The following is a 23,728-nucleotide window of genomic DNA, read 5'->3' as shown; positions in this document are numbered from 1 at the left end:
CCTTTCCAGGTGCGCCCACCACCGTTTCCGTGTGAGGATCAGCCGGCCCAGACGTCCTCGACGTAGCGTCCGGATCCTACGAGCGCGGCGAGCCACGCCTCGGCCCGCTCGTCGCTCTCACCGGTCTGCTCGCGGTAGATCGCCATGAACGCCTCCCGTACGGCGGGGGCCATGCGGCGGCCGTCGCCGCAGATGTAGACGCGTCCGCCGGCTTCCAGGACCGACCACACCTCCTCGCTCTCGCGGGCGATGCGCTCCTGCACGAAGCGGGCGCCGTCCTCGGGCGCGTGCATGAAGGTGGGGCGCATGCTGACGGCACCGGCTGCCTCGGCCGCCTCGAACTCCTCCCGGTGCAGGAAGTCCACGTCGGGGTGGTCGCAGCCGAAGTAGCAGAGCAGGGTGCCGGTCGAGCCCGTGTGGTGGCGGTCCAGGACCGCGCCGCGGAAGGGCGCGAGTCCGGTGCCCGCGCTGACCAGGATCACCGGCACGGAGGTGTCCTCGGGGAGGCGGAAGGACTCGCTGCACGGCAGGACCCGGGCCTGGATCACGTCGCCCGCGTCCACGGTCTGCAGGAAGTGCGAGGCGATGCCCCGGAAGGTGCCCTCGCCCGCCCTGTGGGGCGCCGCGAGCAGCGACACCATCAGGTCGGCCTCGCCGGGCCGGGCCGCGGCGGACGACGAGATCGAGTAGTGCCGGGGACGCAGGACCGGCAGCAGCTCCAGGAAGCGCTCGAAGGGCGGCTCGCACGCGCGGTAGCGCTCCAGGAGGTCCAGGACGCTGAGGCCCGTGACGGTCACCTGCTCCCGGAAGGTCTCGGGATCGGCGGTGGCGAGGGCGGTGAGCGGCTGCTTCTCGGGCGGGCAGTCGGTGTGCTCGGCGAGCACGGCGACCTGCTCCTGGGTGGCCGCGTCCTGGAGCTCGACGAAGTCGGTGAGCAGGCGGCGCAGGGTCAGCGGCCGGTCGACGGGCAGGGCGCCCCGGCTCCGGCGGCGGGCGCGCAGCCGGACGGTGCGGTCCAGGTCGAGGCCGAAGCGGTCGGCTACGCGCCGGACGAGGTCCTCGGGGTTGCTGGGCAGGACGGCGAGGTGGTCGGCGGTGCGGTAGGTGACGCCCTCGGGCAGCCGGAGCCGCAGGAACCGCTTGGAGCGGCCCAGTTCGTGGTCGGTGTCGACGAGTTCGTACGCTTCGAGGACCTCCATCGGCTGGACGCCGTGGCGCTCGGCGAGACCTCCGAGGACCGACTCCGAGGTGTCCTCCAGCTCGTAGAGTCCTTCCCCTTCCGCCTCGGGCGCGGGGCCGACCGCTTCACCGGCGGTCGCCTCGCCGTACTCCTCCAGGAGCGCCTTCCACAGGTCTTCCGTCCACTGGTCGACCACTCCGCCGAAGTCGCCGGAGGCGTCGGCGCTGCCGCGCTCCAGGAGCGGGACGGCGCCGGCGGCGGTCAGGCGCTCGTCGATCAGGGTGGGGATCCGCTGGTACGTGGCGGCCCAGTTGCGGTCGCCGACGCCGAGGACGGCGTAGCGCAGCCCGGTGAGCGAGCCGGGGGCGAGGTTCTCCAGGGAGGCGACGAACCCGGCGGCGTCGTCGGTCGGGCGACCGTTGTAGGAGGCGGCGACGATGACGACCGGTCCCTTGGAGCCGGCCAGCCGCTCCGTGTACGCGTCGAGGGGGGAGACGGTCGGGGCGAAGCCGTGCTCCTCGCCGTCCGTGCCGAGGTCGCGGGCGATGCCGGCGCAGGTGCCGAGGTTGGAGCCGTGGAGCAGCGTCAGCGCGGTGCCGCTCGCCCGGCGCGTCACGGCCGCGGTCCGGCCCTCGGCGGGGACCGCCGCCGCGGCGGCGGGCAGGCGCCGTTCGTCGCTGGTGCGGCGGGCGAGCCTCAGGCTGAAGCCGTCGGGCTTGATCGTCAGCGTCGACTTGATCTTCATCTGGTAGTCGGTGTGGTCGATCAGGCGGTAGCGGTGCACCAGCAGGCCGAGCAGCAGGGTGGCCTCGTGCAGAGCGAACTGCCGCCCGATGCAGGCCCGTTCGCCGCTGCCGAACGGCTTGAAGGCGTGCACCGAACGGGCCGCCTCCCGCTCGGGAGTGAAGCGCTCGGGATCGAACAGCTCGACGTTCTCCCCCCAGGCCGCGTCGCGGTGCAGCGCCGAGGCGATCACCATCAGCGATTCACCCTTGCGCACGGGGTACTTGCCGCCGATGACGGTGTCCTCGATCGGCTCGACGGCGTACGCGGGCGCCGTCGGCCACAGCCGCAGGCTCTCGTTGAGCACCTGGCGGATGTAGGTGAGCTTGCCGATGTCGCCGTACTGGGGGTCCGGGGACTCGGTGTCGCCCCACAGGGCGTCCACCTCGGCCTGGGCCCGGGCGAGCACCTCCGGGTGCTTGGTCAGGTAGTACAGCGCGAAGGAGAGCGCACTGCTGGTGGTCTCGTGGCCGGCGATCAGGAAGGTGATCACCTGGTGCCGGATGTTGACGTCGTCCAGGAGCTCGCCGGTGACGGGGTCCTTCGTGTGCAGCATCAGCCCCATCAGGTCGTCCGTGCCGGTGTCGCCGGAGGCACGGCGCTCCCTGATCACGTCGTCGACGAGGTCCGTCATCAGGTCGATGTCCGCGCGGAACTGCTCGACCTTCTTCCTCTTGAAGAGTTCGGAGCCCGGGATGGACTCGCCCTTCTCCTGGGCGAAGACGAGGGCCCGGGACATCGCCTCGACGAACGGGTGCAGGTCGTCGCGGCGGAAGGACTCGAAGTCGTAGCCGAAGCCGCACAGGCCGATCGTGTCGAAGGTCAGCCGGGTCATCTCGTCGGGCACGTCCACCGACTGCACCCCGGCCAGACGGTCCCACTTGCCGATCAGCGACCGGGCGACCTGGAGCATGGGGGCGTGGTAGCTGCGCATCGAGCCGAGTGAGAACGCGGGCATCAGGATGTCGTGGGCCTTGCGCCAGTTCGGCTCGTGGTTGTAGGCGGTGAACAGACCGTCCCCGGCCAGAGCCCGGACCTCGACCAGGTCGGTGTGCACGTGCTTGCGGAAGCGGGTCTCGTCCGACAACTCGGTCACGAGGTCCAGGCCGCCGACCATGACGGTGTCCCTCCCGAAGAGCCGCAGCCGGTACACGGGCCCGAATTCCCTGAACTCCTTCAGCAGGTAGGCCAGGAAGTCCGCGCCCGCCGGAACGTTGAACGCGTGGCCTACGAGGGGCAGCGGGGGGCGCTCGGGGATCGCCCGCGCCGCGCCTACGGACACCTGAGTCATGAGCGTGCCTTTCGTTGCACTCCAGCAGTCACCAGCCAACATACACGCGACTTTGTCAGGTGAACATGTCGGGCGACTGTACTGAACGACACAGTCGCAGAGCGGAACTCGGAGCATGCCGCGAACGTCCGGCGGGAGCGGCTTGACAGATGACACCGTCACTGGACACGGTTAAGCGACATGGTCAGTCGACCATGTCGAGCGCCTGAGCTATGCGCGCGCTTCCTCCACCGAACACATCGAGGTTTCCGCATGAACACCATGCTGGCCGGGCGGCTGCGCCTGGACACCCGTACCTTCGCCGTCGAAGAGGTCCCGGTCCCGGCCCCCGGCCCGGGCGAGGTCCTCGTGGAGGTGCGGGCCGCCGGCGTCTGCCTGTCCGACATCCATCTGATCGACGGCAGCCTGAGCCCCTTCTTCCCCACCGACGCCGTCACGAAGGCGGGCGCCGTCACCCTCGGCCACGAGGTCGCCGGTGTCGTCCACACCCTCGGCCCGGACGTGAAGGGCGACTGGACGCCCGGGCAGCGCGTGGTTCTCCAGGCCGGCGAGGCGTGCGGCGACTGCGGCGGCTGCCTGCGCCGGATGACGTGCCACCGGCCGATCACCCGCGGCCTCGACTACGACGGCGGCTGGGCACAGTACGCGATCGCCCGCGAGGGCACGCTGCTGCCCATCCCGGACGGCCTGCCCTTCGACCAGGCCGCGATCATCCCCGACGCGGTCTCCACCCCGTACGCCGCGATCGTGGGCACCGGCGCGGTCCGCCCCGCCCAGTCGGTCGGCATCTGGGGCGCGGGCGGCCTCGGCGCCCACGCCGTGCGGCTCGCCCGGATGGTCGGCGCGGCCCCGATCCTCGCGATCGACCCGCTGCCCTCGGCCCGCGAGCGGGCCCTCCTCTTCGGCGCGGACGTCGCCCTCGACCCCCTCGCCCCTGACTTCGCGGAGGCGGTGCGGGAGGCGACGGCCGGGCGCGGCCTCGACGTCGCGTTCGACTTCGCCGGCGTGGGCGCCGCCCGCGCCCAGGCCGCGTCGGTCCTCGGTCCGTTCGGTTCGCTCGTCCTCGCCGGACTCACCCCGGAGCCGGTCGCGATCGCCGACAGCATCGGATTCTGCTTCAACGTCAACCAGGTCCGCGGCCACTACGGCTCCGAGCCGGAGCACGTGGAACAGCTCGTCGGCCTGGCCGCCGCCGGACGGATCGACCTCGGCCCCTCCGTCAGCGCCCACGTCCCGCTGGCGGAAGCCGCGGAGGCCGTGGCTCGGCTGGAGAAGAAGATCGGGGACCCGATCCGCCTGGTGCTCACCCCCTGAGCGGCGGGGGCGGTGGCGGGTTCGCTCCGCACCCGCGGACGAACCGGTCACCGCCCCACCGTCACCCGAGGACCGCCGGCACCCGTCAGCCGCTCCGCCCGCCGTCCAGCGCCGCGACCATGCCGGCCACGATCACCGTGTTGAAGACGAACGCGATGGCCGCGTTGGCCGCCACCGTCCGGCGCATCTCCCGCGACATCACCGTGACGTCCGTCGTCCCGAACGTCGTCATGACCGACAGGGCGAAGTACACGTAGTCGGCCCAAGCCGCCGTCTCCCCGCCCGGGAAGTCCAGCGCCGTCTCGTCCTCCACGAGGTTGTCGGCATGGAACGCGACCGCGAAGGCGACCAGAACGCAGATCCAGGCGACGACGACGAGACCGAGCGCCATCAGAACCCGCGCGGTCGCCGGGAAGGCGGAACCCAGATGCCCGGGACGCCACACCGCCGACACCACGAGCGCCGCCGACGCGATGAGGACCGACACCCCGGGGCCCGGCGCGGTCCCCAGAAGGTAGCGCTGCAGCACCGTCCCCCGCTCCTCCCTCCTGGCCCAGAAGCGGATCCGTTCCGGCGGCGCGGCCGAGAAGGCTCTCAGCGTGACCACCAGGTAGCAGATCAGGTAGGCGAACAGAGCCACCACGCCCAGATCGGCACTGGAGGCGGACACGGACCCCGGCGCGAGAACCCCCAGCAGGCCGAGGAGCACGGCGACACAGACCCCGACGACCGTGCTCACCGCGGACCGACGGCGCTCGGAGAGCCACGCATGCACCGGCCGCGCCTCCTCTCGAACGTCCCCGCGCATGCGACGACAACCGCCCGGCCCCGCGAAGGAATGTGGAACAGAACGTGATCGTACGAAAGGGCGGCCATCCAAGGCCGCCGTCCACCGAAGGACGCGCCGGTGGTGCGCACACGCTCCCCGCCCCGCCGCGTTTCCCCCTCCTACGGACGCGTTCGCCGTCCATCCGCGTGAGCTGGTGTGATATCCGGGCCTCCCGCCCCTCGGAGCCCGGCTCCGGCTCATGAACATCGTGTGACGGACCGGGGCTCCGCCGGCTCGGTCCACCGATACTGACCGGGCACGAGCGACGGGTGGGGAGCGCTGTGGAGTGGACCGCGTGGGCCGGTATGGCGGCCGGACTGCTGATCTCGGTGGTGACCGCCCCGGTGGGGGTGTCGGGGGCGGTGTTCCTGCTGCCGTTCCACCTCAGCGTCCTCGGCGTGCCGAGTCCCGCGGTCACACCGACGAACCTGCTGTTCAACGTGGTGGCCGGGCCGGGCGCGCTGTGGCGGTACCGCCATGACGGTGCTCTGCGGGGCGGGCTGGCCCGGCGCCTCGTCGCCGGCACGCTGCCTGGTGTGGTCCTCGGCGCCGCGATCCGCGTCTTCGCTCTCCCGGGGCCGGGTGCTTTCCGGCTCCTGCTCGCCGTCCTGCTGCTGCCGCTAGGGGTGTGGCTGTGCGTACGGACCCTCGCCCCGGCCCGCCACCGGCCGCTCGTGGACGCGGAGCCCTCGCCGGCCGTGCTGACGGTCCTCGCCGTCGGCGTGGGAGTGGTCGGCGGGATCTACGGGATCGGCGGAGGGTCCCTCCTCGGGCCGGTCCTCGCCGCCCGGGGCCTGCCCATGGCCCGGGTGGCACCCGCCGCGCTCTCGGCCACCTTCGCCACGTCCCTCGTGGGAGCCGCCGCCTACGCCCTGTTGTCCCTGGCCGCCTCGGGCCATGTCGCCCCCGACTGGTGGCTCGGCCTCGCGTGCGGAATGGGCGGCCTCGTGGGCGGCTACCTCGGCGCCCGCCTCCAGCCCCGGCTCCCCGAGCGAGCCCTGCGCCTGCTGCTCGGCGTGCTCGCCGGCGGCGTCGGCGCGATGTACGGGCTCCAGGCGCTGGCGTGAGCCTGTCCGGGCCGGAGCGTTCTGACGTGTTCAGGTCGGTGCCCTAGCGTCCGCTTCGGCCGCGCGCGACGGACGGGCGGCCGGTACCGACCGAGGAGAGACGACGTTGAGCAGCACACCCGCGCCCGGGACACCGGACGAACTCCATCGGCGCCTGGGGGTGTCGGACGCGGTGCTGATCGGGCTGGGGTCGATGATCGGTGCCGGGATCTTCGCGTCCCTGGCCCCGGCGGCGCGCGCCGCCGGCTCCGGCCTGCTGATCGCCCTCGCCGCGGTCGTCGCCTCCTGCAACGCGACCTCCTCCGCCCGGCTCGCCGCCCTCTACCCGGCCTCCGGCGGCACCTACGTCTATGGACGCGAGCGGCTCGGCGACTTCTGGGGCTACCTCGCCGGGTGGGCGTTCGTGGTCGGCAAGACCGCCTCCTGCGCGGCCATGGCCCTCACCGTCGGCGCCTACGTCCGGCCCGGGCAGGCCCACGCGGTCGCCGTCGCCGCGGTCGTGGCGCTCACAGCGGTCAACTACGCCGGAGTGCGGAAGTCAGCCCTGCTGACGCGGATCATCGTGGCCGTGGTCCTGACGGTCCTCGCCGCCGTCGTGGTCGCCTCCCTGACCTCGGGTTCCACGGACGCGGCGCGACTGGACGTCGGCTCGGAGGCCACGCCCGGCGGGGTGCTGCAGGCGGCGGGGCTGCTGTTCTTCGCGTTCGCCGGCTACGCCCGAATCGCCACCCTGGGCGAGGAGGTCCGCGACCCGGCCCGGACCATCCCGCGCGCCATCCCGGTCGCGCTCGGCATCACCCTCGTCGTGTACGCCGCCGTCGCCGTGTCCGTCCTGCTGGTGCTCGGTCCCGACGGCCTGGCGGCGGCCGGAGCACCGCTGACGGACGCGGCCCGGGCGGCGGGAGCGGAGTGGCTCGTCCCCGTCGTACGGGCCGGCGCCGCGGTCGCGGCCCTCGGCTCGCTGCTCGCCCTCGTCCTCGGGGTCTCCCGCACCACCTTCGCCATGGCCCGCGACCACCACCTGCCCCACGGGCTGGCGGCCGTGCACCCCCGGTTCAAGGTCCCGCACCGGGCCGAGCTCGTCGTCGGGGCCGTCGTCGCGGCGGCCGCCGCGACCGCGGACGTCCGCGCGGCGATCGGTTTCTCCTCCTTCGGCGTCCTCGCCTACTACGCGATCGCCAACGCCTCCGCCTGGACGCTCGCCCCCGCCGAGGGCCGCCCGTCCCCCGTCGTTCCCGCGGTCGGTCTGGCCGGCTGCCTGGTTCTCGCCTTCGCCCTTCCGCTGTCCTCCGTCGTCACCGGAGCAACCGTGCTGGCCGTCGGCGCCGCCGTCTACGGCATGCGCCGCGCACTCGCCCGCCGCGCATAGCCACGGGGGCGCACGCGCGCATCGGCCGGCAGCGGCGGGTCAGGGTGAGGCGTACAGGCTCGCGGCCTGTTCTCGCGTGGGCAGGAGCCGGGGGATGAGGCGGAGGTACGCCACCATTCCGAGGACTTCGACGAGGGGTGGGCGACGCCTCGGGCTTGAGGCGATGCCGTCGAGCCCCTCCGGGGTCAGCGGGACCTCCTCCAGCGCGTACTCGCCGCGGCCTTCGGCGCTGAACTCGGGGCCGGTGCGGTCGTCGAAGGACCACGTCGCGATCCGGGCGAGGTGGAAGAGCTGGCGCTCGTCGTCGGTCTCCCTCGTGTGGAGGAGGCGGACGATGTCCGCCTTCCCCGCGATCTCCTCGTGGATCTCCCGGTGGAGGGCGGCCTCCCGGGACGCGTCGCCCTGTTCGACGCCGCCGCCGGGCAGGACCCAGTACTCGGGGATGCCGGGCCTGGTGCGGCGGATGCCTCGGCACGACGGACGAACACGGTCGCGTCGGTATCGACCACAGTCGTGTTCCTGGCCGCCAACGCCATCAGCATCGGATTCGCCGTCACCTGAGAGTTGTCCCGCGAAGTTCCCGGCTCCGGTCAGTGACCACCTGGAGCCGCGCCCACCGGGACGTCGCGTCGGGCGCGGGAGGGACGTTCGAGAGGGGTGAGGAAGTCCAGGGTGTCGAGCGGCTGGTCGGTGAAAAAGCGCAGCAGGAGTTCCGAGACCTCTCGGTGCCGCTCCAGGGCGGAAAGGTGGTCCGTTTCACGGACGAGGGTGAAGACGCTGTCCTCGATGCCGGCCGCGACGTCACGGCCGAGGTCGGGACGGGTGAGCGTGTCGTGTTCGCCGGTGAAGCACAGGGTGGGAATGCCGGTGAGGCCGCCGGCGGGCAGGCCCTGCCAGTCGATGACCCGGCGGGTCGACGCGTCATGCCGTTGGAATCCGTTCCCCTGGACGGCTGCCATGTCTCGGGCGAGGAGCCGGGTGACGGCGGCCCGGTTGCGTACCGGCCGGTCGGCGGGGGCCATGAGCGCGTCGACACTGCGGCGGGCGTAGCCGTCGGCGTCGCCGGACGCAAGCGCTTCGACCATCGCTTCGAGGCTCGCGAGCCCCTCGGGAGGATAGATCGGAGCGGCTCCCGTGAGGACGAGACGGGCGACGTGCCGCGGGTGCTCCTGGGCCAGTCGGTAGACGACGGGCACACCGTAGGAGACCGCGTACAGGTTCACCCTGCCGAGGCCGAGGCGTTCCAACAGGTCCGTCAGGACATCGGTGAGGAAGTCGAATCCGTAGGAGGCCGGCAGCGCGTCGGCCCCGCCCGAACCCGGGAGGTCGACGCTGACCAGGGTGGCCGCTTCGGCCCAAGGCCGTTCGAGGCGGCGGTAGGAGTACATGTTCTGGAAGGCGCCGCCGATCACGACGATCGGTTCCGTGCGGGGCGCCGGGTTCTCCACCACTCGGCACTGGTAGCCGAAGCCGGAGAAGGCGAAACGATGCACCTGGTCAACAGGCATACGAGAAGGCTCCAAAGACGGGAAACGCTTACCGCGATCAACGAGTCACCCACTTGATGGATCTTGTCCGCTGCCCACCACCACACGATCGGGTCACGGCCTGGGCGCATGTGGCAGCGGCACGAACCGCCACGGACACCGTCCCGATTCGTTGCCAGCGTGCGGCCTCCGGCCCCCGCCGGAGCCACGACCGCTTCACCGACACACGGGAGCAGGACATGTCCGCGACCTGGGACACGGCATCGCCCGACGGCACCCGCTTCGTCAGCTACGCCGAGACGCTCCTCGACGTGCTGGGCGAGCATCCCGATCGCCCCGTGGTGATCACCGCGGACCGCATGCCCGTCTCCGCGGCCGAACTCCGGGAGACGACCATCCGACTGGCCCGTTCCCTGGCCGTACGCGGTATCGGTCCGGGCTCGACCGTCGCGCTCCTCACCGGCAACAGCGCGGAAGCGCTGGCCGCACGCCACGCCGCCACCCTGGCCGGCGCCCGTCTGGTCTACCTCTACGACATGCTGCCGCCCGACTCCCTCGCGCACATCGTCCACAGTGTCGAACCCCGACTCCTGCTCGTGGACTCAGTCCGTCACGCGGACATGGAGCGGCTCCTGTCCCTCGTGCCCGCATCGGCCGTGGCGACGCTCGGTCCGGGGCCACGCGGCCGGGACCTCGCCGACATCATCGCCGAAAGCAGCCGTCTGGCTCCAGTGCCCCTCTTCATGGGGGCCGGCCCCGAGGACGACTGGTGCATCCGCCACACCAGCGGTACCACGGGCGTTCCGAAGGCCATCCAGGTGACGCACGGCCAGTACCGCAGCTGTCTGACGAACCTCCGGGTCGACGCGGGCGACCCACCCCGCTTCCTCGCCTGCACCCCCCTCTCCCATGTCGCCGGGCTCTGCGCCGACCTGACGCTGCTTCAGGGCGGAGCGGTGGTGATGCAGCACGCGTTCGAACCCGGCGCCGTCCTCTCCGCGATCGAGCGCGAGCGCATCACCCACACGTGGCTCCTGCCACCCCTCCTGAACCGGTTGCTCGACCATCCCGCCCTCCCTACGACCGACGTGTCCTGCGTCGAACGGATCACCTACGGGGGCAGTCCGGCCGCACCGGCGAGACTGCGACAGGCGGAGGAGGTCTTCGGGCCCGTGCTCCACAGCTGGTACGGGCAGAGCGAAACCCTCGGACTCACCGAGGTGAGCCCTGAGGAACACAGGGTGGTCGGGCGCCACGGTCAGATCACCGTCGGTCGACCCATGGCCGGCGTCGAGCTCACCATCCGCGACGAGCGCGGTGAACCCGTACCCGCGGGGACGCAGGGGGAGATCGTCGCCCGCTCCCCGGGGATGATGTCCGGCTACTGGAAGCAGCCGGAGCTCACGGCGGAGGTCATGCGGGACGGCTGGGTGCGGACCGGCGACGTCGGATACCTCGACGAGAGCGGTTATCTCTTCCTCGTCGACCGGTGCAACGACATGATCAAGGTGGCGGGCGGGGGCATCTACCCGAGCGAGGTCGAAGCGGTGCTCCTGACCCATCCGGCCGTCGCCCAGTGCGCCGTCTTCAGCGTGCCCGACCAGGATGCGACCGAGCACGTGCACGCCGCCGTGGTGCCCGCCCGGGACCACGACATCACCCACGACGAGATCCATGCCTTCGTCACCGCCCGCAAAGGCGACCAGTACGCACCGACCGTGGTCCACCTGCTGGCCGACATCCCCCACACGTCCGTGGGAAAGCCCGACCGGCGCAGGCTCCGAGCGCTGCTGAGCTGACGATTCCCTTTCCGACTGCGGTACGGAGATGCCGTGCCTGCCGCAGGGCTGTGCCGACTTCGGCCGGCGGCCCGAGGGTGTTGACGACGAACCGACGCGCGCCGGGCCGGTCCTTCGTGAGCGCGTCGATCAGCTCGACGTCGGCGTAGGCGGTGAACCGCCGGCCGGAACCCAGCCGGATCACCAGCGCCTGTGCCGCGAGGTCCCTCTCCACGTGGTGCGGGTCCGGGACGGTTCTCATGGTGACGTCCGCATGGTGGGATCTCGTCACCGCTGGGCTCGTGCGCGGCTAGGGTGGCGTCCGCAGCTGGTTCGTCCCGTCATCCAGGCGGGAACGTCGTAAGAGGGAACCCGGTGGGAATCCGGGACTGCCCCGCAGCGGTGAGCGGGAACGACCGCCGTCATACGCACTGGGACCGGAGAACGGTCCTGGGAAGCGACGGCCAGTAGGTGCCTGCCTCGTCAGAGGCCGGTGTGCCCGCGAGTCCGAAGACCTGCCCGTTGCCCGTACGCGGACGTACTCCGCGCACGGCCATTCCGGTGACCTCGTGGGCGGGTCGGCGTACACGGCGAGCGGCACGTGCGGTGTTCCACCGCGGCGTGAGCCGCGCGTTCCGTCGTATTCCTTCGCGTCCGCGTCCCCCGCCGGGATGTTCCGGACACAAACTCGCGAAGGAGAGTTCCGTGACAGCGAAGCCCGCGACCGCGGCAGTTCGAGCCACCGTGTACGGCTACCCCCGCCAGGGTCCGAACCGTGAGCTGAAGAGGGCGATCGAGGGGTACTGGAAGGGCCGCGTCACCGCCGACGCCCTCCGGGCCACCGCCGCCGAGCTGCGCAGGTCGAACTGGCGGCAGCTGGCCGACGCCGGCATCACCGAGGTGCCCACCGGCGACTTCTCGTCCTACGACCACGTCCTGGACACCAGCGTCATGGTCGGCGCCATCCCCGCCCGGCACCGGGAGGCCGTGGCCGCCGACGCCCTGGACGGCTACTTCGCCATGGCCCGGGGCACGCAGGACGTGGCGCCCCTGGAGATGACGAAGTGGTTCGACACCAACTACCACTACCTCGTCCCCGAACTCGGCCCCGACACCGTCTTCACCGCCGACTCCTCCCGGCAGGTCGCCGAGCTGAAGGAGGCCCTGGCCCTGGGGCACGCGGCGCGCCCGGTGCTCGTCGGCCCGGTCACCTACCTCCTGCTGGCCAAGCCCGCGCCCGGCGTCGCCGCCGGCTTCGACCCGCTGACCCTCCTGGACCGGCTGCTGCCCGTCTACGCCGAGGTCCTCGCCGACCTGCGCGCGGCGGGCGCCGAGTGGGTTCAGCTGGACGAGCCCGCCCTCGTCCAGGACCGCACTCCGGCCGAGCTGAACGCCGCCGCCCGCGCCTACCGCGATCTCGGCACGCTCACCGACCGGCCCAAGCTGCTCGTCGCCTCCTACTTCGACCGGCTCGGCGACGCGCTCCAGGTGCTCGCCTCAGCCCCCGTGGAGGGCCTCGCCCTCGACTTCACCGAGCGCGCCGCCGCCAACCTCGACGACCTCGCCGCGGTCGGCGGACTGCCTGGCAAGCGCCTGGTCGCGGGCATCGTCAACGGCCGCAACATCTGGATCAACGACTACCAGAAGTCCCTGGCCACCCTCGCCACCCTGCTCGGTCTCGCCGACCGCGTCGACGTGGCGGCGTCCTGCTCGCTCCTGCACGTCCCGCTCGACGCGACCGCCGAGAACGACATCGACCCCCAGGTCCGGCGCTGGCTCGCCTTCGCCCGGCAGAAGACCGCGGAGATCGCCACCCTCGCACGCGGCCTCGCCCAGGGCACCGACGCCATCGCCGCCGAACTGGCCGCCAACCGGGCCGATCTCGCCTCCCGGGCCGAGTCCCCGATCACCCGCGTCCCGGCCGTACGCGCCCGGGTCGAGGCCGTCACCGACACGGACGGCCGGCGCTCCCAGCCGTACGCCGAGCGCGCCGCCGCCCAGCGCGCGCATCTCGGCCTGCCGCTGCTGCCGACCACCACCATCGGCTCCTTCCCCCAGACCGACGAGCTCCGCGTCGCCCGCGCCGACCTGCGCGCCGGCCGGATCGACACCGCGTCGTACGAGGAGCGCGTCAGGGACGAGATCCGCGAGGTCCTCTCCTTCCAGGAGAAGACCGGGATCGACGTCCTGGTCCACGGCGAGCCCGAACGCAACGACATGGTGCAGTACTTCGCCGAGCAGCTGGACGGCTACGTGGCCACCCAGCACGGCTGGGTGCAGTCGTACGGCACCCGCTACGTCCGGCCGCCGGTCCTGGCCGGCGACATCTCGCGCCCCGAGCCGATGACGGTCCGCTGGACCACCTACGCCCAGGCGCAGACCGCCAAGCCGGTCAAGGGCATGCTGACCGGCCCGGTCACCATGCTGGCCTGGTCCTTCGTCCGCGACGACCAGCCGCTCGGCGACACCGCCCGCCAGGTCGCCCTCGCCCTGCGCGACGAGGTGAACGACCTGGAGGCCGCGGGCACTTCGGTCATCCAGGTCGACGAGCCCGCCCTGCGCGAGACGCTTCCCCTGCGGGCCGCCGACCACCCCGGGTACCTCGCCTGGGCGACCGAGTCGTTCCGGCTCACCACCGGCGGGGTCCGGCCGGACACCCAGATCCACACCCACATGTGCTACGCCGAGTTCGGCGACATCGTCCAGGCCATCGACGACCTCGACGCCGACGTCATCAGCCTGGAGGCCACCCGGTCGCACATGCAGGTCGCCCGTGAACTCGCCGCCCACGGCTACCCCCGCGAGGCCGGGCCCGGCGTCTGGGACATCCACTCCCCGCGCGTCCCGGACGCGGAGGAGGTCGCGGGGCTGCTGCGCACCGGGCTGCGGGCCATCCCCGCGGAGCGGCTCTGGGTCAACCCGGACTGCGGCCTGAAGACCCGCGGCTGGACCGAGACCCGCGCCTCCCTGGAGAACCTCGTCGCGGCCGCCCGCGCCGTACGCGAGGACCTGCCGGCCGACAACGGCTGAGGCCGCACGGGCGCCCCGGCTCCCGGCCGCCACCGGCGGCTCGGGGAGCCGGTCGGCGCCGGCTCCCCCGCAGCGCGAAAGGGTGCGGCGGAGACAGCTCCGCCGCACCCTCTCCTCCACAGGCCACCGGGCCCCTCAGCCCGGTGGGCGGCGCCGGGGTCCCTGGTCCCGGCCGTAGGTGTGGAACCCGCTGCCGGCCTTGCGGCCGAGCAGGCCCGCCTGCACCATCCGCGACAGGAGCGGGGGTGTGGCGTACAGGGGTTCCTTGAATTCCTCGTACAGCGACTCCGCGATGGCGGCGACGGTGTCGAGGCCGATGAGGTCGGCCAGCCTCAGGGGGCCCATCGGGTGGGCGCAGCCCAGCTCCATCCCGGCGTCGATGTCCGCCGCGGTGGCGAAGCCGGACTCGGCCATGCGGATCGCGGAGAGCACGTACGGGATCAGGAGGGCGTTGACGACGAATCCGGCCCGGTCCCGCGAGTGGATCGGTGTCTTGCCCAGGGTGTCGCGGGCGAACGCCTCCACCGTGGCCACGGTGTGCGGCGAGGTGTGCAGGGAGGAGACGAGCTCCACCAGCGGCAGGACGGGGACCGGGTTGAAGAAGTGGAGGCCGACGACCCGGTCCGCGCGGCCGGTGGCCATGCCCAGCCGCATCACGGGCAGGGACGAGGTGTTGGTCGCGAGGATCGCCTCCGGATCGGCGACGATCTTGTCGAGGGCGCCGAGGACGGCGATCTTGGCGTCGGCGTCCTCCGTCACGGCCTCGATGACGAGCCGGCGGTCCGCGAGGTCGTCCAGGTCGCCGGTGAAGACCAGGCGGGCCAGGGCGTCCTCCGCGGCGAGCCGGTCGAGGCCGCCGCGCCGGACGGCGCGCTCCAGGGAGCCGGCGACGCGTTCCCGCGCCGCGCGGGCGGCGGTGGCGTCGGCCTCGCAGACCACGGTGTCGAGTCCCGCCCTGGCGCACACCTCGGCGATGCCGGCGCCCATCTGGCCGCCGCCGACGATGCCGACCCTGTCGATCGTGGTCATGCGCGGGCCTCCTGGCGGCGGACCAGGTGGCGCGTGTAGGCGTCGGGGGTGAAGAAGGCGGGCAGGTCCCGGCCGAGGGCGACGCGCTCCAGGACGGCCCTGGCCTCGGTGACGAGGGCGTCGGGCTGTTCCTTCTCGAAGGCCGCGCACTCCTCGCGGATGACCGCGAGCAGGTCGTCCCGGTCGACGGTCCGGTGCCGCAGCCACTGCCACAGCTGGGTCCGGGCGATCTCGGCGGTGGCGGCGTCCTCCATCAGTCCGTAGAGGGCGACGGCTCCGTGGCCGCGCAGCCAGGCGTCGAAGTACCGCAGGGCGACGGCGACGTTGGCGCGGACGCCGTCCGCCGTGGGCGGGGCGCTGGTCCGCCGGACGGAGAGGAGGTCGGCGGCGGTGACCGTGACGTCGTCGCGGGTCCGGTCGAGCTGGTGGGGGTGCGCGCCGAGGACGCCGTCGAAGACCTCGCGGCAGACGGGCACGAGCGCCGGGTGGGCGACCCAGGAGCCGTCGAAGCCGTCCTCTGCCTCGCGTTCCTTGTCGAGCCGGACCTTCGCCAGGGCCGCCGTGTTGGCCTCGGGGTCCTTGCTGGGGACGTGGGCGGCCATGCCGCCGATGGCGTGGGCGCCGCGCTTGTGGCAGGTGCGGACCAGGAGTTCGGTGTACGCCCGCATGAAGGGGGCGGTCATGGTGACCTGGGCGCGGTCGGGGAGCCGGAAGTCGGTGCGGTGGCCGAAGGTCTTGATGAGGCTGAAGAGGTAGTCCCAGCGGCCGGCGTTGAGTCCGGAGCTGTGCTCGCGGAGCTGGTAGAGGATCTCCTCCATCTCGAAGGCGGCGGTGATCGTCTCGATGAGGACGGTGGCGCGGACGGTGCCGCGCGGGATGCCGAGGAGGTCCTGGGCGAGGACGAAGATGTCGTTCCAGAGCCGTGCCTCGCCCGCGTTCTCCAGCTTGGGGAGGTAGAAGTACGGTCCGTGTCCGGCGTCGATCTGCCGCTGGGCGCAGTGGAAGAAGTACAGGCCGAAGTCGACGAGGGACGCCGGTACGGGCCGGCCGTCGATCTCCAGGTGCTCTTCGAGCAGGTGCCAGCCCCGGGGCCGGACGACGATGGTCGCCGGGGTGTCGCCGAGGCGGTACTCCTTGCCCTCGGGCGTGGTGAAGTCGATCCGCCGTTCGATCGCGTCGAGCAGGTTCAGCTGGCCGCCGATCACGTTCTCCCAGGTGGGCGCGGTCGCGTCCTCGAAGTCCGCCATCCAGACGCGGGCGCCGGAGTTGAGCGCGTTCACGGTCATGCGCCGGTCCGGCGGTCCGGTGATCTCGACGCGGCGGTCGGTGAGTCCGGGAGCCGGGGGCGCGACGCGCCAGTCGGGGTCCGCCCGGATGGCGGAGGTGGCGACGGAGAAGTCCAGCGGGGTCCCCGAGACCAGGCGGTCCCTGCGGCGGCCCCGCTCCTTGAGGAGGGCCTCGCGGCGGGGGGCGAAGGCCGCGTCGAGCCGGCCGATGAAGTCGAGGGCCTCCGGCGTGAGGATCTCGTCGTGGCGGTGGCCCGGCGCGGCGAGGACCCGGACCTGGCGGGTGGTGACGGTGGTGGACATGGGGTCTCCTGACGAGGGTGGAGTGGGGGCCGTACGGAGACGGTCGTCCGGCCCCCACTGTTCACGGGCCCGCGGCCGGGCGGCGGCCGGCGGGGCGGAGGCGTCCTAGTGGAACTGCTCCTCCTCGGTGGAGCCGGTGAGCGCGGTGGTGGAGGAGGCGGGGTTGACGGCGGTGGAGACGAGGTCGAAGTAGCCGGTGCCGACCTCGCGCTGGTGCTTGACGGCGGTGAAGCCCTGTGCCTGCGCGGCGAACTCGCGCTCCTGGAGGTCGACGTAGGCGGTCATGCCGTGCTCGGCGTAGCCGCGGGCCAGGTCGAACATGCCGTGGTTGAGGGAGTGGAAGCCGGCCAGGGTGATGAACTGGAACTTGTAGCCCATGGCGCCGAGTTCACGCTGGAACTTGGCGATCTGGTCGTCGTCCAGGGCCGCCTTCCAGTTGAAGGACGGCGAGCAGTTGTACGCCAGCATCTTGCCCGGGTAGCGGGCGTGCAGGGCCTCGGCGAACTCGCGGGCCTGGCCGAGGTCCGGGGTGCCGGTCTCGACCCAGATCAGGTCGGCGTACGGGGCGTAGGCGAGGCCGCGGGCGATCACCGGGCCCATGCCGTTCTGGACGTGGTAGAAGCCCTCGGAGGTCCGCTCGCCGGTGACGAACGGCGCGTCGCGCTCGTCGATGTCGCTGGTCAGCAGGGTGGCGGCGAGCGCGTCGGTGCGGGCGACGATCAGGGTGGGGACGTCGGCGATGTCGGCGGCGAGCCGGGCCGCGTTCAGGGTGCGGATGTGCTGGGCGGTCGGCACGAGGACCTTGCCGCCGAGGTGGCCGCACTTCTTCTCGGAGGCCAGCTGGTCCTCGTAGTGGATGCCCGCCGCGCCGGCCGCGATCATCGCCTTCGTCAGCTCGAAGGCGTTCAGCGGGCCGCCGAAGCCGGCCTCGGCGTCGGCGACGATCGGCGCCAGCCAGTCGGTGGTGTCCGCGCCGCCCTCGGCGGTGGCGATCTGGTCGGCCCGCAGCAGCGCGTTGTTGATCCGGCGCACCACCTGCGGCACGGAGTTGACCGGGTAGAGGCTCTGGTCCGGGTACGTGTGCCCGGCCTGGTTGGCGTCCGCGGCCACCTGCCAGCCGGAGAGGTAGATCGCCTGGAGCCCGGCCCGCACCTGCTGGACCGCCTGGCCACCGGTCAGGGCGCCCAGCGCGTGGACGTAGTCCAGCTCGTGCAGCTGCCGCCACAGCCGCTCGGCACCGCGCCGGGCCAGCGTGTGCTCCTCACGGACGCTCCCGGAGAGCCGCACCACGTCCTCGGCGCTGTACGTGCGCTCGATCCCCTGCCAGCGCGGCTCCGTCGCCCAGCGCCGCTCCAGCTCCCGCGCCGCCTGCGTCGTGATGTCCGTCATGACTGTCACCGTCTCCCTGAGTCGTTCGATCTGCCAACGCTCTCGTCCGCACAGACGAGCAGGTGGCACTATGTGCCTGGGTTTGATGGGTCGCGGCCGCCGGCCCCGCGGGAAGCGGATCAGAGCAATCACGCGGACGACCGAGCCGAACTGCCGGGATCTCCGACGTCAGGGCATGAATCGTGCCCGGATCGTTCGTCTCGGTCGCCGGGGTCCGGCGGGCCGCAGGACGACTGTTTCACTGGCACCCAGTGCCATCAAGGAGTGCCGTTCGCCAAGTTCTGCGAATCTTCCGGCCCGGTTCTGCGAAGTTTGCAAAGCTTGGCGGAGACGGATTCGCGCGTACGCTGAAGCCCGGCGCGAGCGGAGCACGGGACCTGGAGCGCGGGATCCGAGGGCGGAGGGGTACGGATGGGCAAGACGTACGCGGGGGCACGGCTGCGCCGGCTGCGCGAGGAGCGGCGGATGAGCCAGGCCGAACTGGCCCGGGTGCTCGGGATCTCCCCCAGCTATCTGAACCAGATGGAGCACGACTCGCGTCCGCTGACCGTCCCGGTGCTGCTGAGGCTCACCGAGGCGTTCGGCGTCGACCCCGGCTTCTTCTCGGAGCGCGACACCAGCCGGCTCGTCGCCGACCTGCGCGAGGCGCTCGCCGGGGAGGTCGCCGCCGCCCGGGTCTCGGCCACGGACCTGGCCGAACTGGCACAGCGGATGCCGGCCGTCGCGTCCGTCCTCCTCGACCTCGGCCGGCGCAGCCATCAGCTCGCCGAGCGGCTCGCCGACGCGGCCGACGGCCGGAACGACGCGGGCGCCGCCGCACCCCGCTCCCCGCACGAGGAGATCCGGGAGTTCTTCTACCGCCGGCAGAACTACCTCCACGACACCGACCTCGCCGCCGAGGAGCTCGCGCGCGAGATCGGGATCCGCCCCGGAGACGTCCTGCGGTGCCTCACCCGACGGCTCGCCGAGCGGCACGGGATCCGGCTCGCGGCCGACTCCGACCGGCTGCACCACTACGACTCCGCGAGCCGGGTGCTGCACCTGTCCGGCCGGCTGCGGCCGGGCCAGCAGGCGTTCCGGATGGCCACCCAGCTCGCCCTGCTCGAATACGACGACGAGCTCGACCGGCTCGCCGGGGAGGACTTCGAGCCCGGCTCCCCCGCGCACCGGCTCGCCCGCATCGGCATCGCGAACTACTTCGCCGCCGCGCTGATCCTTCCCTACGCCGCCTTCCACACGGCCGCCGAGGAGGTCCGCTACGACATCGAGCGGCTCACCGACCGTTTCGGCCTCGGCTACGAGACGGTCTGCCACCGTCTCAGCACCCTGCAACGCCCCCGGCTGCGCGGCGTCCCCTTCTCCTTCGTCCGCGTCGACCGCGCCGGGAACATGTCCAAGCGGCAGTCGGCCACCGGCTTCCACTTCTCCCGCGCCGGCGGCACCTGCCCCCTGTGGAACGTGTACGAGGCGTTCGCCGCGCCCGGCCGCATCCACGTCCAGATCGCGGCGATGCCCGACGGGCAGCGCCACCTCTGGACCGCGCGGGCCGTCACGCGCCACCGGGGCGGCTGGGGCGAGCCGGGGAAGACCTTCGCCATCGGCCTGGGCTGCGAACTCCGCCACGCCCACCGGCTCGTCTACTCCGACGGCCTCGACCTGGACAACACGTCGGCCGCCACCCCCATCGGCATGGGCTGCCGGCTCTGCGAACGCCTCGACTGCCCCCAGCGGGCCGTGCCGCCGCTCGGCCGGTCCCTGGCCGTGGACGAGAACAGCAGCACCTTCGTCCCCTATCCCGTCGTCCCCGGCCAGGGGTGAGCGTCACCTCCGCGGGAATGCGGGGGTGACCGTCGCCCCACCCTCGCGGGGGTGCGGGGTCAGTGTCCGGCGACGACGCCCGACAGTTCGTTCGTGCCCTTCGGGAGCGTGACGGAGGCGGTCTTCTCGCCGGTCTCCAGGTCGACGGCGTGCAGGGCCTTCTTGCCGGGCTCGGAGACGTACGCGGTGTGATCGCGGACGAACAGGGTGGGGCGGGGCTGCTGCCAGTCCAGCGGCTCGCGCCACTCGCCGACGACGGGGATCTTCTTCCGGATCTCGCCGGAGGCGGGGTCGATGACGTGGAGCGCGCCGTTCGTGCCGAGCACCAGGGCCTCGCCGTGCGGCCCTCGGGCGAGGGAGCGGAAGGAGTAGCTGGTGCCCAGGTCGACCAGGCGGATCTTCTTCCGCTCGGTGTCGATGAGGGAGACGCGGGTGGGCCGCTCCAGCTCCGCTTCGGGGTCGGTCTTGTAGTCGCCCAGCAGGATCGGCGAGTTGTCGCTGCCCGCCTGGTTGCCGATGCGGCCGTAGGCGTCGGGAGAGTCGATCTTGGTGAACTCGCCGTCCCGGTAGATCAGGATGCCGTCCTCGCAGCCGACGCCGACGGCCTCGTTCTCGGCCGCCGCCTCGCCGTGGACGCCGGGGCACTGCTCGCTGCGCGCGATCTCCTTGCCGTTCTTGTCGAGCACCAGCGCGCCGGTGCGCTTCTCCTCGGTGCCCAGGGTGCTGAGGAGCCGGCCGTCGGCCAGTTCTATGGCCACACCGTGGTGCGGCGCGGCGGAGGTGTACGTGCGGCCCTCGGGCTTCCTGCCGGAGGCCAGGTCGGCGGGGTCGAAGACGTCGACCCGGCCGGTTCCGTCGGTGAACAGCACGGTCTTGCCGGCGTGGCGGACGACGTGGCCGGGCTTGGGGCCCTCGTACGCGATGCCGGTGAGGGTCCGCCCGGTGGCGTTCAGGACGCGGAAGCCGCTGTCGGTGGAGACGATGACGTGGTCCTTGTCCCCCGCCGGGTTGACCCGGTTGAAGCCGGGCAGCTCGATGGTCCCGGCCGGCTTGAGGGTCGTGGCGTCCAGGACGTAGAGGCCGCCGTCGAAGGTGGCGACGAGGGGGTTCTCGACCGCGGCGGCGGGCTTGGCGCCGGCCGTGGCTCCGGCCTTGGCGTCGGCGGTGGCGGTGGCGGACGGGGAGTCCTTTCCGCCGCAGGCGGTGAGGACCGTGGAGACGGCGAGGGCGAGTGCCATGCCCGCGAGGGCTCTGTTCCGCGGCGCGGAGTGCGTCGTCGAGGTGCTCGTCGAGGTGCTCGTCGAGGACTTGACCGGGTTCTTCATCGGGGTGTTCCTTTCCGTGCCGTCCGGTGACGGCGGTGCGGGGGTGATCAAGGGGGTGACGGGTGAGGGGGTGACGGGTGAGGGGGTGACGGGTGAGGGGGTGACGGGTGAGGGGCGGGGCGCGCGGGGCTCAGTCGCCGGTCAGGCCGTCGGTCATGGCGGTGGTGTTGGCGCGCATCATCCGCAGGTAGGTGTCGGCGCCCTCGCCCTCGGCGGTGAGCGACTCCGAGTAGAGGTCGACGACCCGGACCCCGTCGCCCAGCTCCGTGCGCAGGACCTCGGCGAGGCGTCGCGGCTGGGAGGAGTCGGCGAAGACGGTGCGCACCCCGGCGTCCTCCATCGCCTCGGTGAGGGAGCGGAGGTCGGAGGAGCTGGGTGAGGCGAGCGTGGTGCCGCTGGGGACGACCGCGCCGATCACGCGGAAGCCGAAGCGCTCGGCGAGGTAGCCGAAGACGTGATGGTTGGTGACCAGCGCCTTCCTGTCCTCGGGGATGCGGTCGAAGGACTGCTCCATCCAGGCGGTGAGAGCGGTGAGCTGCGCCGTGTAGCGGTCGGCGTTGGCGCGGATCGCGCCGGCGTCCACGCCGTCGACGTGCTCGACGACCTGGTCGGCTATGAGGCCGGTGACCTCGCGCATCCGGTCGGGGTCGGTCCAGAAGTGCGGGTCGGGCCGCCCCGCCTCGCCGCCGGGTCCGCCCTCGGCGGTGGTGCGGAAGGTGAGCGGGTCGGCCGCCTCGCCCGCCGCGAAGGCGGCGACGCCGGACTCGCGGGCGGCGTGCACGTGCCGCAGCACGTTCTCCTCCAGCTCCAGGCCGTTGTAGACGATCAGGTCGGCCTGCTCCAGCTCGGCGGCCTGCACCGCCGAGAGACCGAAGGAGTGCGGGTCGGCGTTGGGCTTCATCAGGACGGTGACGTCGGCTTCGGCGCCGACGATCTCCCGGGTGACGTCGCCGAGGATGTTGGTCGTGACGACGATGCCGGGCCGGTCGTCTCCGGAGGCGGTGCAGGCGGTCGCGGTGGCGGCGGTGGCGAGGGCGAGCAGGCCCGCGACGAAGCCGCGCAGGCGGGCGACGCCGATCCTCGCGCGCCGTACGGCGGCGGTCCGGGTCATCGGCCGGTCTCCGCCATGAGCACGGGCGCGATGTCCAGGTCGAAGGTGCGCGCGAGGCGCAGGTCGTCGGCGTAGTCGATCTCGAACACTCTCTTGCCTGCAGGGTCGTTGAGGTAGGCGCGGCTGCGGTCGACCTCGATCACGGCGGCGCCGGTGCCGGTCCGCTCGCCGGTGTCGGTCCGCGTGCCGGTGTCGGTTCGCTCGCCGGTGTCGGTCCGTTCACCGGTGGACAGGAGCGGGCGGGTCCGCGCGGTCCGCTTCCCGGTCGCGATGTCGTAGCCGTGCAGCGCGCCGTCGGTCTCCAGGACGAGCAGCGGGGAGCCCTCGCCGGCGGTGTTGGCCGCGACGACGGGTCCGGTGTCCACCCGGGTCCACGTCCGCGCGGCGACGTCGAGCACCCAGACGGCGTCGCCCCCGGCGACGGCGGTGAGGGTGTCGCTGCCGGGCCGGTGGCGGAAGGAGGTGGCCCGTTCCCGGGCGGGGACCTCCCTTCCGTAGGGAATCGGCTCGGCGGTGAACGCGCCGTCGGCGCCGTCCGCCGCGCGGACCAGCAGGGCGCCGTCGGCACAGCCGAAGACCACGCCGCGCCGGGTGACGGCGTCGCCGCGCGGCTGCTCGCACGCCACGCCGGGGGCGGCGACGCGCTCGCCCTCGCGGTCGAGGACGACGAGCTCGGGCCCGCCGCCCTCGTCCGCGAACGCGAGGAGGTGCTCCCCGTACGGCACGACGGCGCCGGTGTAGGTGCCGGGCAGGGTCCGCGCGGGCCCGATCCCGCCCCGCTCCAGGTCGGTCCGCTCGTAGAGGGCGGCCCGCCCCTTCTCGTCGGTCACCGCGGTCACGGTGGCGTCGGCGCGCACCTGCGCGCGGGCGCCCGCGGGCAGTTCGCCGACGTCGCGTACCGCCGCGCTGTAGTAGTGGACGTGGTCCCCGTGGTCCACCGTCCAGGCGCCGCCGTCGATCACGCGGGTGCCTCCGGCCGTGTGGAGGTAGCCGAACCTGCCGTCCGTGCCGAGGCGTACGGCGCCCGTCACCGGGGTCGTCTCGTGCGTTTCGCCGGTGATGAGGTCGAGGACCCTGCCGCTGCCGGTGCCGGGGTCGTTCAGCAGGAGCCGGGACTGCTGTCCGGCGGCCTCCTGGGCTCCCTCGACGTATCCGTGCGGAGTCCCGGCGGACAGGTCGGGGGAGGTGTCGAGGGAAGTACGGGCCGCGGGCCGGCCGTCGTCTGCCGTGCTTCCCGCGCTTCCCGCGCAGCCGGCGGCGAGCAGCGCGGTGAGCGCCAGTGCGGCCGAAGCCCATGGTGTGACGTTTCTGCGGAGGGGCATGGCGATCGCCTCGGACT

At 72.6% G+C, this 23,728-nt stretch carries 16 protein-coding genes and 1 riboswitch; of the genes, 6 read left to right on the top strand and 10 right to left on the bottom strand.

Annotated features, from left to right (window positions below; genetic code table 11):
* Positions 1–38 precede the first annotated feature (38 nt).
* Positions 39–3,254: a bifunctional cytochrome P450/NADPH--P450 reductase gene (locus tag ACIGHB_RS02965; protein WP_399909008.1), complete on the bottom strand. Its 3,216-nt coding sequence runs from the start codon at positions 3,252–3,254 to the stop codon at positions 39–41.
* Between the two features lie 252 nt (positions 3,255–3,506).
* Here ACIGHB_RS02965 and ACIGHB_RS02960 point away from each other — a divergent pair, with 252 nt between their 5' ends.
* Entirely contained in the window at positions 3,507–4,568 is a 1,062-nt protein-coding gene (locus tag ACIGHB_RS02960) for a zinc-binding dehydrogenase (protein ID WP_399909006.1), read from the top strand.
* Positions 4,569–4,653: 85 nt separating this feature from the next.
* Here ACIGHB_RS02960 and ACIGHB_RS02955 read toward each other — a convergent pair whose 3' ends face one another.
* The gene (locus tag ACIGHB_RS02955; protein WP_399909004.1) at positions 4,654–5,376 is read right to left on the bottom strand and encodes a DUF1345 domain-containing protein; all 723 of its coding nucleotides are present in this window, start codon (positions 5,374–5,376) and stop codon (positions 4,654–4,656) included.
* 302 nt (positions 5,377–5,678) lie between these two features.
* Here ACIGHB_RS02955 and ACIGHB_RS02950 point away from each other — a divergent pair, with 302 nt between their 5' ends.
* Complete coding sequence (locus ACIGHB_RS02950; protein WP_399909002.1) at positions 5,679–6,464, top strand: sulfite exporter TauE/SafE family protein; 786 nt, start codon at positions 5,679–5,681, stop codon at positions 6,462–6,464.
* Between the two features lie 106 nt (positions 6,465–6,570).
* A complete protein-coding gene (locus tag ACIGHB_RS02945) occupies positions 6,571–7,833 on the top strand; it encodes an APC family permease (protein WP_399909000.1) in 1,263 nt (420 codons plus the stop codon).
* 39 nt (positions 7,834–7,872) lie between these two features.
* Here ACIGHB_RS02945 and ACIGHB_RS02940 read toward each other — a convergent pair whose 3' ends face one another.
* Together ACIGHB_RS02940 and ACIGHB_RS02935 are read right to left on the bottom strand one after the other, a co-directional pair.
* A complete protein-coding gene (locus ACIGHB_RS02940; RefSeq protein ID WP_399909357.1) occupies positions 7,873–8,298 on the bottom strand; it encodes an NUDIX domain-containing protein in 426 nt (141 codons plus the stop codon).
* A 125-nt stretch (positions 8,299–8,423) separates the two neighbouring features.
* Complete coding sequence (locus ACIGHB_RS02935) at positions 8,424–9,341, bottom strand: alpha/beta fold hydrolase (protein ID WP_399908998.1); 918 nt, start codon at positions 9,339–9,341, stop codon at positions 8,424–8,426.
* A 218-nt stretch (positions 9,342–9,559) separates the two neighbouring features.
* On the opposite strand from ACIGHB_RS02935, the gene ACIGHB_RS02930 reads away from it, so the two are divergent.
* Both ACIGHB_RS02930 and metE read left to right on the top strand, forming a co-directional pair.
* Positions 9,560–11,119: an AMP-binding protein gene (locus ACIGHB_RS02930; RefSeq protein ID WP_399908996.1), complete on the top strand. Its 1,560-nt coding sequence runs from the start codon at positions 9,560–9,562 to the stop codon at positions 11,117–11,119.
* Positions 11,120–11,410: 291 nt separating this feature from the next.
* A riboswitch (cobalamin riboswitch) is annotated at positions 11,411–11,636 on the top strand.
* A gap of 167 nt (positions 11,637–11,803) precedes the next feature.
* Positions 11,804–14,128 (top strand): 5-methyltetrahydropteroyltriglutamate--homocysteine S-methyltransferase, encoded by a 2,325-nt coding sequence (gene metE / locus ACIGHB_RS02925; RefSeq protein WP_399908994.1) that lies wholly within the window; start codon positions 11,804–11,806, stop codon positions 14,126–14,128.
* A gap of 135 nt (positions 14,129–14,263) precedes the next feature.
* Here metE and ACIGHB_RS02920 read toward each other — a convergent pair whose 3' ends face one another.
* The 3 genes from ACIGHB_RS02920 to aceA all read right to left on the bottom strand — a co-directional run bounded on the left by ACIGHB_RS02920 (position 14,264) and on the right by aceA (position 18,135).
* Positions 14,264–15,157 (bottom strand): 3-hydroxybutyryl-CoA dehydrogenase, encoded by an 894-nt coding sequence (locus ACIGHB_RS02920; protein ID WP_399908992.1) that lies wholly within the window; start codon positions 15,155–15,157, stop codon positions 14,264–14,266.
* Positions 15,154–16,746, bottom strand: coding sequence for a malate synthase A (gene aceB, locus ACIGHB_RS02915; protein ID WP_360308597.1), 1,593 nt, complete (start codon positions 16,744–16,746; stop codon positions 15,154–15,156). Before aceB ends, ACIGHB_RS02920 begins: the two co-directional genes overlap by 4 nt.
* Positions 16,747–16,851: 105 nt before the next feature.
* Positions 16,852–18,135, bottom strand: a complete 1,284-nt coding sequence (gene aceA, locus ACIGHB_RS02910; protein WP_399908990.1) for an isocitrate lyase — start codon at positions 18,133–18,135, stop codon at positions 16,852–16,854.
* 411 nt (positions 18,136–18,546) lie between these two features.
* Between aceA and ACIGHB_RS02905 the strand changes: the two genes are divergently transcribed.
* On the top strand, positions 18,547–19,953 hold the full coding sequence (locus ACIGHB_RS02905) for a short-chain fatty acyl-CoA regulator family protein (RefSeq protein ID WP_399908988.1): 1,407 nt from the start codon (positions 18,547–18,549) through the stop codon (positions 19,951–19,953).
* Between the two features lie 59 nt (positions 19,954–20,012).
* Here ACIGHB_RS02905 and aztD read toward each other — a convergent pair whose 3' ends face one another.
* The 3 genes from aztD to ACIGHB_RS02890 form a co-directional block, all read right to left on the bottom strand.
* Positions 20,013–21,191: a zinc metallochaperone AztD gene (aztD, locus tag ACIGHB_RS02900; protein ID WP_399909355.1), complete on the bottom strand. Its 1,179-nt coding sequence runs from the start codon at positions 21,189–21,191 to the stop codon at positions 20,013–20,015.
* A 217-nt stretch (positions 21,192–21,408) separates the two neighbouring features.
* On the bottom strand, positions 21,409–22,389 hold the full coding sequence (gene aztC / locus ACIGHB_RS02895; protein WP_360308585.1) for a zinc ABC transporter substrate-binding protein AztC: 981 nt from the start codon (positions 22,387–22,389) through the stop codon (positions 21,409–21,411).
* Positions 22,386–23,711, bottom strand: coding sequence for a hypothetical protein (locus tag ACIGHB_RS02890; protein WP_399908985.1), 1,326 nt, complete (start codon positions 23,709–23,711; stop codon positions 22,386–22,388). The genes aztC and ACIGHB_RS02890 overlap by 4 nt, the downstream gene beginning before the upstream one ends.
* Positions 23,712–23,728: the final 17 nt, after the last annotated feature.

Origin of the sequence: Streptomyces sp. NPDC085460 (assembly GCF_044541975.1) — a bacterium.
In the GTDB taxonomy this organism is placed as follows: domain Bacteria; phylum Actinomycetota; class Actinomycetes; order Streptomycetales; family Streptomycetaceae; genus Streptomyces.
Note: the sequence above shows the minus strand (reverse complement) of the source record. Positions and strands in the feature narration are given on the sequence as shown.

Coding starts and splice junctions, on each gene's coding strand:
- ACIGHB_RS02965 (WP_399909008.1), bottom strand. CDS start 3,254: ATGACTCAGGTGTCCGTAGGCGCGGCGCGGGCGATCCCCGAGCGCCCC.
- ACIGHB_RS02960 (WP_399909006.1), top strand. CDS start 3,507: ATGAACACCATGCTGGCCGGGCGGCTGCGCCTGGACACCCGTACCTTC.
- ACIGHB_RS02955 (WP_399909004.1), bottom strand. CDS start 5,376: ATGCGCGGGGACGTTCGAGAGGAGGCGCGGCCGGTGCATGCGTGGCTC.
- ACIGHB_RS02935 (WP_399908998.1), bottom strand. CDS start 9,341: ATGCCTGTTGACCAGGTGCATCGTTTCGCCTTCTCCGGCTTCGGCTAC.
- ACIGHB_RS02930 (WP_399908996.1), top strand. CDS start 9,560: ATGTCCGCGACCTGGGACACGGCATCGCCCGACGGCACCCGCTTCGTC.
- ACIGHB_RS02920 (WP_399908992.1), bottom strand. CDS start 15,157: ATGACCACGATCGACAGGGTCGGCATCGTCGGCGGCGGCCAGATGGGC.
- aceB (WP_360308597.1), bottom strand. CDS start 16,746: ATGTCCACCACCGTCACCACCCGCCAGGTCCGGGTCCTCGCCGCGCCG.
- aceA (WP_399908990.1), bottom strand. CDS start 18,135: ATGACGGACATCACGACGCAGGCGGCGCGGGAGCTGGAGCGGCGCTGG.
- ACIGHB_RS02905 (WP_399908988.1), top strand. CDS start 18,547: ATGGGCAAGACGTACGCGGGGGCACGGCTGCGCCGGCTGCGCGAGGAG.
- aztD (WP_399909355.1), bottom strand. CDS start 21,191: ATGGCACTCGCCCTCGCCGTCTCCACGGTCCTCACCGCCTGCGGCGGA.
- aztC (WP_360308585.1), bottom strand. CDS start 22,389: ATGACCCGGACCGCCGCCGTACGGCGCGCGAGGATCGGCGTCGCCCGC.
- ACIGHB_RS02890 (WP_399908985.1), bottom strand. CDS start 23,711: ATGCCCCTCCGCAGAAACGTCACACCATGGGCTTCGGCCGCACTGGCG.